At 59.0% G+C, this 14,724-nt stretch carries 13 protein-coding genes and 1 pseudogene; all 14 read left to right on the top strand.

Annotated features, from left to right (window positions below; genetic code table 11):
• Window positions 1-3 precede the first annotated feature (3 nt).
• The 14 genes and pseudogenes from C513_RS0103865 to C513_RS0103800 all read left to right on the top strand — a co-directional run bounded on the left by C513_RS0103865 (window position 4) and on the right by C513_RS0103800 (window position 14,724).
• Window positions 4-327, top strand: coding sequence for an HVO_A0114 family putative DNA-binding protein (locus C513_RS0103865; protein ID WP_018714719.1), 324 nt, complete (start codon window positions 4-6; stop codon window positions 325-327).
• 13 nt (window positions 328-340) lie between these two features.
• Window positions 341-2,731 carry an EcoAI/FtnUII family type I restriction enzme subunit R gene (gene hsdR / locus C513_RS0103860; RefSeq protein WP_211215722.1) on the top strand — a complete coding sequence of 797 codons (2,391 nt, stop codon included), beginning with the start codon at window positions 341-343 and terminating at the stop codon, window positions 2,729-2,731.
• A gap of 15 nt (window positions 2,732-2,746) precedes the next feature.
• Window positions 2,747-5,014 (top strand): N-6 DNA methylase, encoded by a 2,268-nt coding sequence (locus C513_RS0103855; RefSeq protein ID WP_018714717.1) that lies wholly within the window; start codon window positions 2,747-2,749, stop codon window positions 5,012-5,014.
• Between the two features lie 10 nt (window positions 5,015-5,024).
• Window positions 5,025-5,519 (top strand): DUF4231 domain-containing protein, encoded by a 495-nt coding sequence (locus C513_RS12635; protein WP_211215721.1) that lies wholly within the window; start codon window positions 5,025-5,027, stop codon window positions 5,517-5,519.
• A complete protein-coding gene (locus C513_RS0103845; protein WP_018714715.1) occupies window positions 5,519-6,502 on the top strand; it encodes a hypothetical protein in 984 nt (327 codons plus the stop codon). The genes C513_RS12635 and C513_RS0103845 overlap by 1 nt, the downstream gene beginning before the upstream one ends.
• Window positions 6,499-7,215: an 8-oxoguanine DNA glycosylase gene (locus C513_RS0103840; protein WP_018714714.1), complete on the top strand. Its 717-nt coding sequence runs from the start codon at window positions 6,499-6,501 to the stop codon at window positions 7,213-7,215. Before C513_RS0103845 ends, C513_RS0103840 begins: the two co-directional genes overlap by 4 nt.
• A complete protein-coding gene (locus tag C513_RS0103835) occupies window positions 7,212-7,805 on the top strand; it encodes a 7-cyano-7-deazaguanine synthase (protein ID WP_018714713.1) in 594 nt (197 codons plus the stop codon). Before C513_RS0103840 ends, C513_RS0103835 begins: the two co-directional genes overlap by 4 nt.
• A 1-nt stretch (window position 7,806) precedes the next feature.
• Window positions 7,807-8,307 (top strand): TIR domain-containing protein, encoded by a 501-nt coding sequence (locus C513_RS0103830; protein ID WP_018714712.1) that lies wholly within the window; start codon window positions 7,807-7,809, stop codon window positions 8,305-8,307.
• 6 nt (window positions 8,308-8,313) lie between these two features.
• Window positions 8,314-9,729, top strand: coding sequence for a Fic family protein (locus C513_RS0103825; protein WP_018714711.1), 1,416 nt, complete (start codon window positions 8,314-8,316; stop codon window positions 9,727-9,729).
• 151 nt (window positions 9,730-9,880) lie between these two features.
• Window positions 9,881-10,951, top strand: coding sequence for a PD-(D/E)XK nuclease domain-containing protein (locus tag C513_RS0103820; protein WP_211215720.1), 1,071 nt, complete (start codon window positions 9,881-9,883; stop codon window positions 10,949-10,951).
• Complete coding sequence (locus C513_RS0103815) at window positions 10,948-12,051, top strand: hypothetical protein (protein ID WP_018714709.1); 1,104 nt, start codon at window positions 10,948-10,950, stop codon at window positions 12,049-12,051. Before C513_RS0103820 ends, C513_RS0103815 begins: the two co-directional genes overlap by 4 nt.
• Before the next feature lie 59 nt (window positions 12,052-12,110).
• The gene (locus C513_RS0103810) at window positions 12,111-12,725 is read left to right on the top strand and encodes a hypothetical protein (RefSeq protein ID WP_245552802.1); all 615 of its coding nucleotides are present in this window, start codon (window positions 12,111-12,113) and stop codon (window positions 12,723-12,725) included.
• Window positions 12,726-13,002: 277 nt separating this feature from the next.
• A pseudogene (locus C513_RS13845) lies at window positions 13,003-13,301 on the top strand (helix-turn-helix domain-containing protein).
• Between the two features lie 253 nt (window positions 13,302-13,554).
• On the top strand, window positions 13,555-14,724 hold the full coding sequence (locus C513_RS0103800; RefSeq protein WP_018714706.1) for an AAA family ATPase: 1,170 nt from the start codon (window positions 13,555-13,557) through the stop codon (window positions 14,722-14,724).

Raw genomic sequence — 14,724 nt, 5'->3', positions numbered from 1 at the left:
TGGATGAAGCGCTGTGTAGTCGGGATTCGCCGCTCCGATGTCCCCAAGCCTGCAGCCACGGGCAGTGACGTACCGACTGTCTGGTTTCCGTCCATGCCCACGCTGGCAGCAGTGCTGTCCGAGGACAACCGGGCGCTGCTGCGGCTGATCCACGACCAGCGACCTCCGTCTCTGACGGCGTTGGCAGAACTCACCGGGCGGCAGGTGCCCAACCTCTCGCGTACGCTGAGGATGATGGAGCGCTACGGCCTGGTGACACTGAAAAAAAGCGCACGCGAGATTGCGCCGGTGGCGCTCGCGACCAGTTTCAAAATTTTGATCGACTGAGGGAGGGATGGCGATGCGAGACGGAGTGATCACCGAGGCGGACACCTGCCGCGAATTCGTCACGCCCAGGCTGGTCGAGGCGGGCTGGGGCACTGCCCCTCACGCCATCGGCGAGCAGCGCAGTTTCACCAACGGCCGCATCATCGTGGCGGGCGGCAAGGTGCGGCGCGGCCAGCAAAAGCGCGCCGACTACCTGCTGTACTACCGCCGCGACTACCCGCTGGCCGTGGTGGAAGCCAAGGAGGTTGGTTTGCCTGCTGAAACCGGCGTGCAGCAGGCACGCGAGTACGCCGAAATCCTCGGCCTCAAGTTCGCCTACGCAACCAACGGTCATCGCATCATCGAAATCGACTACACCACGGGCACCGAGAGAGAGGTGGATCGCTACGCCACGCCGGATGAGCTGTTCGCCCGCCTGACCAGCGCCGCGCACCTGCCGCAGGATGGAACCAAGCACCTGCTGGAACCCTTCAACCTGGTCTCCGGCAAGGTGCCGCGCTACTACCAGCGCATCGCCATCCAGCGCGTGATCGAGGCCATCCTGCTGGGGCAGAAGCGCATCCTCGCCACGCTGGCCACTGGCACGGGCAAGACCAATGTGGCCTTCCAGGTTTGCTGGAAGCTGTGGAACAGCCGCTGGAACCGAACCGGCGAGTACCGCCGCCCAAAAATCCTGTTCCTCGCCGACCGCAACATCCTGGTCGATGACCCGATGGCCAAGATGTTCGCGCCCTTTGGCGACGCCCGGCACAAGATCAGCGGCGGCGACACCAGCCAGAGCCGAGACATGTACTTCGGCATCTATCAGGCGCTGGCCACCGCCAACGCCGACGTGTTCCGCCAGTACCGGCCGGACTTTTTCGACCTCATCATCATCGACGAATGCCATCGCGGCTCCAGCCGCGATGAAAGCTCCTGGCGCGTGGTGCTGGACTACTTCGCGCCCGCCGTGCAGTTCGGCATGACAGCCACGCCGCTGCGCGAAGAATCGCGCGACAGCTACGAATACTTCGGCAACCCCGTCTATACATACAGCCTGCGCCAAGGCATTGAGGACGGCTTTCTCGCCCCGTACCGCGTGCATCGCGTCATCACCACCGTGGACGCTGCGGGCTGGCGGCCCAGCAAGGACGAACTCGACCGCTATGGCCGCGAGGTGCCCGACGACGAATACCAGACCAAGGACTTTGAGCGCGTCGTCGCGCTGCGCGCCCGCACCAAGGCTATGGCCCGTCACCTGACCGACCTGCTCAAGGGCACCGACCGCTTCGCCAAGACGCTGGTATTCTGTGTCGATCAGGAGCATGCCGCCGAGATGCGGCAGGAGCTCATCAACCTCAACAGCGACCTGGTGCAGCAGTACGCCAACTACGTCTGCCGCGTCACCGCCGACGAGGGCGACATTGGCCTGGCGCATCTGGCCGATTTTCAGGACGTGGACAAGACCACGCCCGTCATCCTCACCACCTCGCAGTTGCTGACCACCGGCGTCGATGCCGAGATGGTCAAGAACGTGGTGCTGGCCCGCGTGGTCGGCTCGCGCTCCGAGTTCAAGCAGATCATCGGGCGCGGCACCCGGCTCAAGGTGGACTATGGCAAGGAATACTTCAACATCATCGACTTCACCGGCACCGCCACCCAGCACTTCGCCGATCCGGATTTCGACGGCGACCCGGCGCGCATAGAGGTGGTGACGGTCAACGAAGCAGGCGAGCAGACCGGCGCAACCGCCACCGAGCCAGAACCGCCGGAAGAAACCAAGTATCCCTTGCCCGAGGAGCAGATCGGCCCCGGCACCGGTCATCTGGTCGGCGAGCCACCGCCCGAGCCGCGCAAGTTCTACATCGACGGCGGCGAAGTCGAGGTCATTGGCCATCTGGTCTATGACCTCGACACTGACGGCAAGAAGCTCCAGGTCGTCAAGTACACCGACTATTCGGGCCGTGCCCTGCGCACGCTCTATCCCACGCGCGAAGCGCTGCAATCCAAATGGGCCAACCCGGACACCCGCGCCGAGGTGCTGCGTGAGTTGACCGAGCGCGGCATCAGCTTTGAGGAACTGGCCTCTAGCAGCGAACAGCCTGACGCCGACCCCTTCGACCTGCTGTGCCACCTGGCGTGGAACGCGCCACTGCGCACGCGCCGTCAGCGCGCCGAAGCTGCCAAGCGCCAAACCCAAGACCTGTTCGCACAGTATGGCGATACGGCCCGTGAAATCCTCACGCTGCTGCTCGACCGCTACATTGAGCGCGGCATCATCCAATTCAATGCGCTGTCCGAGCTGATGAAGGTGCAACCCTTTGACCGCTATGGCTCCCCCGCCGAGATCGCCACCCGCCACTTCGGCGGCGTGCCTGCGATGCGTGAGGCCGTCACTCGGCTACAGACCGCGCTCTACCAATAAGAAGACCCCAACCCGATGGCAAAAGCCAAAAGCAAAACCCCGCTCACCACCCGCGACAATCTCTCCGCATTGATTGGCAGCGCACGCAAGATTTTGCGCAAGGACAAAGGCCTCAACGGCGACGTGGATCGCCTGCCTCTGCTCACCTGGGTGATGTTTCTCAAGTTCCTCGACGATCTTGAATTCAAGCACGAACAGGAAGCCGCACTCGACGGCAAGCGCTACCAGCCCATCATCGAAGCGCCCTACCGCTGGCGCGACTGGGCCGCGCGCGAAGACGGCATCACCGGAGACGAACTGCTGGACTTCATCGGGCAGGAACGCACCCACCGCGCCGACGGCAGCGTGGGCCAGGGCCTGTTCGCGTATCTACGCGCCCTGGCGGGCCAGGGTGAAAAAGGCAGCCAGCGCGAAGTCATTGCAAACGTGTTCAAGGGTGTGCAAAACCGCATGGTCAGCGGCTATCTGCTGCGCGACATCGTCAACAAGATCAACGGCATCCACTTCAACGCCAGCGAGGAAATCCACACCCTCTCGCATCTGTACGAATCCATGCTGCGCGAAATGCGCGACGCGGCGGGCGACAGCGGCGAGTTCTACACTCCGCGCCCCGTGGTGCGCTTCATGGTGCAGGTGACCAACCCGCACCTGAGCGACACTGTGCTTGACCCCGCCTGCGGCACCGGCGGTTTTCTGGTCGAAGCCTTCGACCACCTCAACGCCCAGGTCACCACCACCGAGCAACGCCGCACCCTGCAGCGTGACACGCTCGCTGGTCAGGAAGCCAAGCCGCTACCCTACATGCTGGCGCAGATGAACCTGCTGCTGCACGGGTTGGAAGCGCCGCAGATCGCCTACGGCAACACGCTGGAGCGGCGCATTACTGAAATCGGTCACGACGAGCGCGTGGACGTGATCCTCACCAACCCACCCTTCGGCGGCGAGGAAGAGGCGGGCATCAAGGCCAACTTTCCGCCGAACATGCAAACGGCAGAAACCGCGCTGCTGTTCCTGCAATACATCATGCGCAAGCTGCGCGTGGCGGGCGCCCCTGTGAAGGGGAAAAAGGCCGCCGTACATGGTGGCCGCGCAGCAGTGGTCGTGCCCAACGGCACCCTGTTCGGCGACGGCGTTGCGGCCGTCATCAAGGCCGAGCTGCTCAAGGAATTCAAGCTGCACACCATCGTGCGCCTGCCGCAAGGCGTTTTCGCGCCCTACACCGACATCCCGGCCAACCTGCTGTTCTTCGAGCGCGGCGGGCCAACCGAGACCATCTGGTACTACGAACTGCCGCTGCCCGAAGGCCGCAAGAAGTACAGCAAGACCGCGCCCTTGCAGTTCGACGAATTCGCGCCCGTGCTGGCGTGGTGGAACGCGCGGAAAGAAAACGCCCAAGCCTGGCAGGTCAGCGCCGCCGACATTGCCGCCAGCGGCTACAACCTCGATCGCAAGAACCCGAATGCAAGACGCTCTTTAGAGGATGTGGCTCCGTCCGAAGTCATTGAACGAATCTTTAAGCGCGAGGACGAGATTTCAAGACTATTCACGACCACCGACGTCAACTTGTCGTTTGGTATCGGTGATGACTCGACTTTGCTTCGGCTTCGTTCACTTGCCAAGAAAATCCAAGTCATAAAGGAAAACTTGGAGTCAATCGAGACTGATGGCGATTTGCTTCTCGCCGTGAGTTTCCGCGACGCCATTGCAAACGCCCCGCTGCGGCCCATGTCCGAAGTCGCCCCGCTGGTGCGGCGCGAGGTGGCGATCGATCTGGAAGTCAGCTACACCGAACTGGGAGTGCGGAGTTTTTACAAAGGCACGTTCCATCGCCGCACGGTCGCAGGCTCGGAGTTCACTTGGCAAAAGATGTTTCGCGTGGAAGAGGGTGACCTGATCTTCAGCAACATCATGGCGTGGGAACAGGGCATCGCTCTTGCCAAATCGGAAGACCATGGCTGTGTTGGCAATCACAGAATGCTGACCTGTGTTGCAGACCGGGCGAAGGCGGTTCCGGGATTTCTTGCCTACTACTTCATGACGGACGAAGGGTTTGCCAAGGTCTATGCGGCCTCGCCCGGTACCGCTGCGCGCAACCGCACGCTGATTGCCACCAACCTGGAGGCCATTGAAGTTCCCGTTCCGCCTTTGCCCATCCAGCAATCCTTCGTCCGCCTGCAAGCCGAGGTCACCGCACTCAAAGCCAAGCACGCCGCCATCCGCACCGCCAACGCCGCCCTGCTGCCCGCGACGCTGGAGCGGGTGTTTTCTTCACCAACCCCGTAGAGGTGGAATCGTGAGCAACGACAAGAACACAACGCCGCAGGAACCACCCATCCCGGAATCAGTGCGGGCGCATCCCGCATGGTTTCGCCTCATCGATCAGTTGAACTGGTATGACGGCAAGAGCCGGTATTGCCAACGATGGTTCAAGAACCTGAAGTTCACTCAAATCGCGCTGGCTGTCCTGATTCCAGTGACCAGCCTGCTACCTGCGGAATGTGCCAAATGGACGGCTTCCATCGCGGGGGCGCTGATCGCTGTGCTGGAGGCTGTACAGCAGATGAATCAGTATTCAACGCTGTGGGTGATGTACCGCGCTACTGCCGAACGGCTCAAGCACGAAAAATATCTGTTCCTCGCCGGCGCTGGCCCCTACAAGGGCTTGGCCGAACCGGAGCGGTTGGTCGCACTGGCGGAAAGGGTCGAGGAGCACGTCTCAACCGAGCACGCCAACTGGTTCAATGACACAAGGCGTATTGCCACGGTACAGAGGCCGGAGGGCGCGTGATGACTGTCGCGCGTCCTACTGGGTTGACCGTCGGAACACGGGTTCTGCCGTTACCCGTGTATTTTCCTTCCATCTCCTCCGTCAAGACGGCACTGCGCCCGCAGGAGTATTTGCAACTCTTGTCATCACTGGGCAGATTGAAAGGTCAGTTTCTCGTGTCGGCCTTTGATCTGGCTGGCATCGAGCAACCACAGCCGGCGCGCGATGCGCTGGCATCTGCTCGTCAGGCAGGAATCGTTACCTTGATGGATTCCGGCAATTACGAAAGCTTCTGGAAGGATGCGCAGTCGGACTGGAAACAGGCCGACTTTCACAAGATGTTGAGGAAATTCCCTTGTGACCTGGCCTTCGGCTTCGATGAGCAACAGCCGCCAGCGAATGCGGACGAGCACGTTGCTTTGATCGTGGAGCGCTGGCGAGCGGATCAAGCCGCAGCAGGCTCCTGCCAGATCGTCCCAATCGTCCACGCCTCGGCAAATGAATTGCCCGCGCTGTGTGCGGCGGTCGCCGCTGAAACCGGCGTCACGATGGTGGCGGTTCCAGAACGCCGACTCGGTGACGGAATTCTTGATCGCGCCCGTGCTGTGCAGACCATCCGGGCAGCGCTGAACGAACTCGGGCGCTACGTCGTTCTACATCTGCTGGGCACAGGCAACCCCATCTCCATCGGGTTGTATTCGGCAATGGGCGCCGACAGCTTCGACGGGTTGGAGTGGTGCCAAACGGTGGTTGATCATGAAACAGGCTTGCTCTATCACCTTTCACAAGCCGATTTTTTTGCCGGACAAACGGCATGGGGCGACGATGCCAGCTTGTCATTTCAAGCACGCACACTTGCCCACAACCTTGAGTTCTTCGCCGACTGGATGCGAAGACTGCGTGACGCGGCAGGCCAAGGCCGACTGAACGAATTCTGCCGTTCCAATCTTTCTCCTCGTGCGTTTCGATACATCGCCGATGTTGCAGGCTGGAGCCAGCCATGACTGTTGCCATCATCAACCAGACCATTCGTGAGATGTGCCTTGAGGTCAAGTCCCATGCGTCGGCCATGCAGAACTGGCGATTGATGACGGAAGAAGAATTGCTGTACGAAGCGGCGGTTTGTATTTTCGGCAGCCAGATGGTGTTCGAGATGGCTATAGCAACGGCGGATCGGCTGCGCGAACGGAGGTTGCTCCAGCCCGCGCCACGCGGCAGAAGCGTGGAAGTCATCGAGCGGAAGGTGGTTGAGGCTCTGTCCGATCCGTTGCCCATGCCCAAGGGCGATGGAACGCAGCGGTGGGCGCGGCCACGTTTCAAGAACCGGCTGGCATCCCTCCTTGCCACGACTATCGTCGAGATTTATGGACAGTCCCGAACGATCCGTGGATTCTTGTTCGATGCCGAAAGCGCAAGGGAAGCCCGAGAAACCCTGACACAGCACGTTTGGGGCTTCGGCCCCAAACAGGCCAGTTTATTCCTGCGGCGTGTGGACTATTGCGCCGACCTTGCTGTGCTGGACGTTCATGTGCTGGACTATTTGCAACTGGCGCGTGGTTTGTCGCTGTCTTCCAGCAAGCTTGGACATCTGTCGTTCTACGAGGAAATCGAGGACACCTTTCGGGAGATTGCGGCCGAGTTCGGCCATTCGGTTGGCTGCGTCGATCTGGCAACGTGGCTGACCATGCGCGTGGCCAAGAAGGAGGCGTTCATATGAGTTTCGTGAGCTTGGTTTCCGGTGGCCTTGATTCGACGCTCATCGGTGTATTGGCGAAGGAAGAAGGCATCGAGCACTTCCCGCTGTTCATCGACTACGGTCAGCGGGCAGCTCGCAAGGAATGGGAAACCTGCAAGCTCGTCCACGAAGCTTTGGGGCTTCCTGTGCCGGTGCGTATGGATTTGTCAGGGTTCGGGCATGTCATTGCATCTGGCCTGACCCGCAAAGAACTGGACATCAAGACCGATGCCTTCACTCCAGGCCGCAACCTGATGTTCTTGTTGATGGGTAGCGCGTATGCCTATCAACAGGGTGCATCGGCGGTAGCCATCGGCCTGCTGGCCGAGGAGTTCAGTCTGTTCCCCGATCAAAAACCACAGTTCGTGATGCAGGCTGAAGCCACTATCGCTACCGCGATGGGGCGGCATATCAAGGTGCTGGCGCCTTTGATCGAGTTCGGGAAGGCGGATGTTGTCCGGCTCGCACAAGGCAAAGGCATCACCGGCACCTACTCGTGCCACACCGGAAATTCAGAACCTTGCGGACGGTGCATCGCCTGCTTGGAGTTTCAATTCGACGAGGAGAAATGACATGGGCGGAAGCACTGGCGGCGGGTTGTATGGCTCTGACATCAAGAGCCTTGAAGAACGGGTGAAGCAGAAACTCACGGCAGCAAAGAACGACAGCAGCCGACACGTTTTCATCAGCTTCGATCACGAAGATTTGAACGAAGTGAATCTGTTTCGTGGGCAAGCGAAGAACGACAAGGTGGATTTGCAGTTCGACGACCACTCGGTGAAAGAACCCTTCGACAGCACCAATGCCGACTACATCAAGCGGCAAATCCGCGAGAAGATTGACCGCTGCTCGGTGACGGTGGTTTACCTCTCCGACAAGACGGCCTCCAGCAAGTGGGTGAACTGGGAGATCGAGGAAAGCGTCAAACGAGGAAAAGGCGTCGTCGGCGTTTACAAGGGCGACAAGACCCCAGCCAACATGCCTCCGGCGTTTCAGCAGAACGGCTGCAAAGCCGTGAAGTGGGAGCACGCCGCGTTGATGAAGGCAATTGAGGATGCGAGTACCAAGAGATGATCTCGAATGAACGAGGCTGAACTTCTGTCGATTCTCGCGCGCGGCGAAGACAGCCGCCACCAGTTCAAGCGCGACGAGACCAACGCCGACAGCATCGCGGCGGAACTGGCTGCGTTCGCCAACAGCGGCGGCGGCCTGTTGCTGCTGGGCGTGGACGACAACGGCAAGGTGACCGGGCTGGACGCGGTCAACGTGCGCCGCTTGAACCAGCTGATCTCGAATGCCGCGTCGCAGAACGTTCGCCCGCCGGTTCATCCGACCACCGAGAACATCCAGACGGCGCAAGGCATCGTGATCGCCGTCACTGTGCCCAATGGCCTGAGCAAGCCTTACCTGGATAGCCAGGGGCGCATCTGGGTCAAGAGTGGCTCGGACAAGCGCCACGTCACGGCGCGGGAGGAAATCCAGCGCTTGTTCCAGCGCTCCGGGTTGATCTACGCCGATGTGATTCCGGTGGAAGGCACCTGCGCCGCCGACATCGACGAAAAGGCGTTCAACGACTACTTCAATCGGCGCTACGGCCAGTTGCCCGACCAACCTTTGCAGCAGGCCTTGCAAAACATCGGATTGGGTGACGGGCAGGAGCTGAACCTCGCGGGCGTGCTGCTGTTTGGCAAGCACCCGCAGCGTTACCGGCCTGCGTTCATGGTCAAGGCCGTGGCCTTCCCCGGCACGTCACTGGCCAGTCACCACTATCTGGACAGCGAAGACATCGACGGCACGCTGTTGGAGCAGTACCAGCGCAGCCTGGGGTTTATCAAGCGCAACCTGCACCATGTCCAGCGTGACCAGAATTTCAACTCCCTGGGCCTGCTGGAAGTGCCGGAACAGGCCATCATCGAATTGCTGGTCAACGCGCTGATCCACCGTGACTACTTCACCAGCGCCTCGGTTCGTTTGCTGATTTTTGCCGATCGCATCGAGATCATCAGCCCTGGCCATCTGCCCGACAGCCTGAGTACGGAGCAAATTCGGCAGGGCAAGTCGAACCGGCGCAACCCCACCTTGACCCATCACGCGATCAGCATCCTGCCGTACCGAGGCATCGGCACCGGCATCCCGCGCGTGCTGCAAGACTGGCCGGAAACCCGGCTGGTGGATGATGTGGCGGGCAATGAGTTCAGGGCAGTGATTCCGAGGCCGGTGATGAGCACCATGGAAGTCACCACGGAAGTCACCACGGAAGTCACCACGGAAGTTGAGCGCGTGCTACGGGTGCTGGTTGGGGAGATGTCCCGCCAAGAACTGCAGGAGGGGTTGGCACTCAAAAACGACGAGCACTTCCGCAAAGCCTACCTGCTGCCAGCCCTCGGATCAGGCCTAGTGGAAATGACCCTGCCCGACAAGCCGCGCAGCAGCAAGCAGCGTTACCGCCTGACGGCCCTTGGGCGGCGATGGCTGGAGACGCATCCGGGCGCGTGAGTCAAAAGCGGCTTTGCTGAAAAAGCACCTGCAAGCCCGCAGCAACCTGCCGAGGTGCACACGTCACTTTTTCGAGCGGCAACCGTCCGCCCTGAGGCTCGTAGGTGTCTACAGGATCCGGGTCGATTCACTTCATGGCGCAATCGCACGTGTGGAATATGCTCTAATTTCCGGCGGGGGCGTCGCTGGTGCTCAAGCCTCCGTAGCAGCCAAACAAGAAGGAGGAGTTGTGGCGGAGACAATAAACATTGGTGAAATCGCACCGAGGCTTTCAAAGGATATTTTTAAGCATTTCTTGTGGGGAATTCACCCCAAGATGGATGACAACTTCGAGTGCTCAAATGATAGGCACCTCGGCGAAGGTGGCAAACCAAAGGCTACCCATCCCGGCGATGTTGTTTTCTTGTACCAAGATCCATATTTAGGCAAGACGGTTTATCTCCACACTGATTTAAAGAGCTACGCCGCTGATTCAATTAACTCTACTAGATTGCGGAGTGCCTTCAAATCACTGTGCATGACGATTGACTGTGCGCGAGGCTCAGATTCTTGGAGGTCAAAATACTCCGTTGACGAATCAGAGGCGTATGAGGTTCGTGGGCTGCTATTCGTTCACAATCATGACAATGGCTACGACAAGCCGTTTTATGAGGCTATCGACAAGGTCGATCTGCAAGCACTTCCAGTGGCACCTGGAACTCAACTGCATTACCTCGGGCCCCATGATATTCAGCGCCTGTACAGCATAGCGAACGACGTTCTTCGCCTGAAAGGCGAAGGCGAACTGCCGCAGACATATACGTTCTATTACCCTGATCTGGTGATGTCACGCCGACAGGGCGATGTTTGGGCGCAGCCGGCAACTGTAGAGACGCTGACGGCACCTTATATCATCATCAAGCACGCCGCAACGGAGAGTCAGACTGCGGGCTACATTATCTATTACAACGCACCTGCATCTAGTCCAGAAGAGTTCGAATACTTTCTCGACAGTTTGTCGAGGTTCCAGATGCTGGAGTCCGGTGAGCGAATTTTGCTGCGCGTCACTGACCCAAACGCACCCAATGATCTGAAATCCATCTTTCTCACGGCACAAAAGAAGTATGTAAAGGCCTGGGGGTTTGATCCTGCGCGTGAAGAAATTCTAGCGAAGATCCAGATCGAACGAATCACAAGCGTGACCAGTACGTATAACCCGGGAGATATGGGGTGGCGGGAATGAAAAAGAGGGCTCATGGTCCATCGCTTTATTACGCGAGTGATAAAAACGTCTTCGATGCGTTGAATCAGCATAAAGTTGATACGCCGACGGTCATTCGGCTGTTCCAACGCCGCAATATCGTGGTCAGCAAAAAGACACCGCGAGAAGACCTTGCGAAATACTTCTCCACGCTAACGCACGACTACTACGACCACAAGGAGATTGCGGCCAGACTTGGGGTCGTCGCGAGACGTGAGCGCACAACGTCAATGGATGTGTCGGGGGTAAGTGATACCGACGAACTGCAAGGCGTCGTTGAGCAGTTGAAGAAAGAAATGGAGGCGAGTGGCGACACAGTGCAAGTAACGCGAGAGGGCGACAATCTCAGCATTCGAGTTCAATACTCCCAGATCGATTACAAGCGCAGCGAGTTCTCGCAAGTTCAAGTTCGTGATGGAACCATTGAGTTCGTCAAATCTCCGGCAGGGTATGTTGTGCGAAATACGCAGAACGACTACCTGAACGGAGTCAGGGAAACGCTATTGGCAAAGGTGGAGAAGTCGACTTCGGAGCCCTTGACCAAGGTTGTTGTTGCGTTGTTCGACGTTCCGTCGGCAAAGCTTCGATCCAAGTTCTTTCATGAGCTGGCGATTTCATTGCCTGGCTTTGTACGGCGTGATGTGACTGACGTGTATGTATTCAAAGCAAAGCCAGAACAGGACGGTGTGGACGAAGAGGAAGAGGATGCCGAGGGTTCTGAAACCCATGTGGAACGAGTTTTTCTTCGTGGCAACGGAGTCAGTCGTTCGGAAATCCTGAATGGACTTCTTGATGAAGAAGATTACTACATCATCAAGATGGCGTGGACTGCAACCGAGACCATGGGGGCAGGCAATGTCTACGACATTGAAGCGGGTTTTTCTGATCTCAAGGATTGCACGGGTTTTTCATTCATTTTGAGTGGCATCTTCCCCGTCGAAGAGGGGAAAATCTCGACGCGACGACGACAACCGTACAAGCATGAAATTGATGTTTTCTCGCGGGTCATTGAATCGAAGGCTCGTGACCTTGTTGCGGCGCTCCGAGTTGAATTCCAGGGCCCTGACACCGGGAGCGAATGATGCAGATCAGGTATCGGTGGTTTTGTATTCAACTGCCAGCCCGCTCTCGGGATTTGGCGGTGATTGTCGCCAGCTGCCCTTTCGAGCCTGAATCCGCTTACGGGTTTGCGCGAGCGCCCAGTGGCGATGCCTCTTATCGGTATCTTTGGCGATCACGAGTCGTCGTAACCAAGCTGGATGCCGAAGGGACGCCGACCTACGAGCAGATAGAAAGCGTAAGTTTTACCGATTTTGCGGTTATCGAGTTGGATGGCCTGATCTTCCTGAGAATTGAGAATGCTGGAAGAAATATCCGCGATCTCCTCAACGCGCTCGAAACCTTGGTGGGTATGGGCTTCACTGCGAAATCGGTGACATTCGACAAGGGACGCCCCTCTTCCGTTTTCAATTCGGTCGATTCTTCCAAGCTCGTAGGCTTGAAGGTTATTGGTACAGTTCTCGCTGACGACCTCGTCGCTCGGATGGAGTTCGTGTCCAAAGAGGGGATGGTGGTTGAGAACATGGAAGTTCTCGCTGGCCTAAAGTACAAGGTCGAGCTTGCAGTATTTGAGCTTGTCTTGAGTGGACTGAGAGGGCAAATTTCATTTGCCGCGAACGGCACCGTCAAGATCAGTGGCCAAATCGCTCCAAAGTTGATAAGCCTCGTAGAGCAGGATCTCCCGCTGTTCGTTTGATTCAGGCTATTACCGGTGCGGAATGACTGCCTCAATTGCAATGCGATGACCGGCCTGTTGATGGCAAGGAACACGTAACGGCTAATCCTCGTCGTCGCGCGGTGTGCGGGTTTTTTGCCTGGATGTGGGTGCTCAGGACGACTTGAGCGTGTCGGCGCGATGCGCCGCCGGGCTCTCAGGTTGCCAAGGGCGACAAGGCCAACCTGACCAAGGCCGAGCGCAACGACCTGGCCGACTTGGTTGATGTGTTGGTCGAAATCTAGAGAGGAAAGACATCATGAGCACCGCATTCGAGAGCATCAAGCAGGGCTTGCAAGAAGCCATCGCCCACGCCAAGGGCGACGGGCGCGGCGTGCGCGTGCGCGTGCATCGTCCCCGCGAAGTCGACGTGAAGGCCGTCCGTGCGGAAGATGGGCATGACCCAGGAACAGTTCGCTGCCCGCTTCGGCTTCTCCACGGCGACCCTGCGGCACTGGGAGCGCGGAGACCGCACCCCGCACCCCGCACGGTCCGGCGCTGGTGCTGCTCAACGTGATTGAACGCAACCCGCAGGCCGTCATCGAGGCTTTGGCATGACCGGAGAAGGAGCTTCAAAAGTGGGTATGACGGCGGGTACGAAATGACAAGCCAAGCCAGCACACCCAGCATCCATGCGGCTTTCATGCCACACTTCTTGTTTAACGTCTGAGCGTTCTTTTCGCCTGACCACGACAAACCCGTGCTTTGGCGCGGGTTTGTGCGTTCTGGTGATGCTTGCGATGGAATGGCTTGACAATTCAAGGAATTTATCCAAAATATATAATTAGTCAATCTGAATAAAATCACCGAAATGCAGGAACCCACCACCGTCTACCACCGCACGCAGTACGCCGAAGAGATGGCGCAGCAGTTGCTGGCCCCTTCCGCCTTGCAGATGAATGTCCGCTCCGGGGTGTTCCTGGCGGGTATTCGTCGCGTCGGCAAAACCACCTTCCTGCGCCAGGATCTGGTGCCGGCACTGGAGCGGCGCAAGGCCGTGGTGATTTATGTCGATCTCTGGTCGGACATGTCCAAGAACCCGGCAGCCCTGGTGCATGAGGCGGTCAGGACCACCTTGCAGGAGCTGCAAACCCCGGGCTCGGGCCTGTTGCAGCGTCTCAAGAGTCTCAATCTGGGCGCGGCCGGGCTGAGCTTTGGTTTTGCGCTGGAAACGCTGGGTGCCAAGGGCGGTGCCACGCTGGCCCAGGCCTTTGTCGAGCTGGTGGAGCAGGCTGCCTCGGATGTGGTGCTGATCGTGGACGAAGTGCAGCATGCCATGGCTTCCGAAGACGGCCAGGTCCTGCTGCATGCCCTGAAAGCCGCCCGCGATGCGGTCAATGCCAGGATGGGTGGCAAGCACCACTTCATCTTTCTGGGAACAGGCTCGCACAAGTCCATGATCACCGCCATGACCACCAGGCGCACACAGCCGTTCTCGGGTGCGCTCATAGCACCTTACGAGGTGTTGGGCCGGGACTTCGTGGACTGGCAGCTGCAGCGCGTGGCAGCCTCTGACGTGGCCGTGCTGCCTGATCCGGAGGTGGCCTACGCCGGCTTCCAGCTGATGGGACATCGCCCGGAAGAGTTGCTGAAGGCCCTGGTGGAGTTGCAGGCGTACCCTGAACAGCCGAATAGCGTCTTCCCTGTCATTAGCTCCACCCTGGCCAGCGCAGCTGCTGATGTGGAGTTGCGCATGCTGGACGATCTGGGCGGGCTGGCTGAGGCGATTTTTGCGCGCATCGCGGAAGGCCCGGAAGAGGGCGTGTCCGGACTGTTTGGTAGTGAAGCCCTGGAACACTACAGGCAGACAGCGGGCACCTCCGTGGAAGCGGCCCACGTGCAGAATCTGGTCGACAAGATGATGGCGGCCAATCTGGTCACGCGCGCCGGACATGGCAAGTATGCCGTGACAGATCCTTTCGTGCGCCGGGTCTGGCGCGAGCGCCGTCAGCTGCTGCAGCCACCGGCGCAGAGCCGGTAA

Origin of the sequence: Allobrachymonas chironomi DSM 19884 (assembly GCF_000374625.1) — a bacterium.
In the GTDB taxonomy this organism is placed as follows: Bacteria; Pseudomonadota; Gammaproteobacteria; order Burkholderiales; family Burkholderiaceae_C; genus Brachymonas; species Brachymonas chironomi.
The sequence above is the reverse complement of the archived record's forward strand: the minus strand, read 5'-3'. Positions and strand labels throughout refer to the sequence as shown.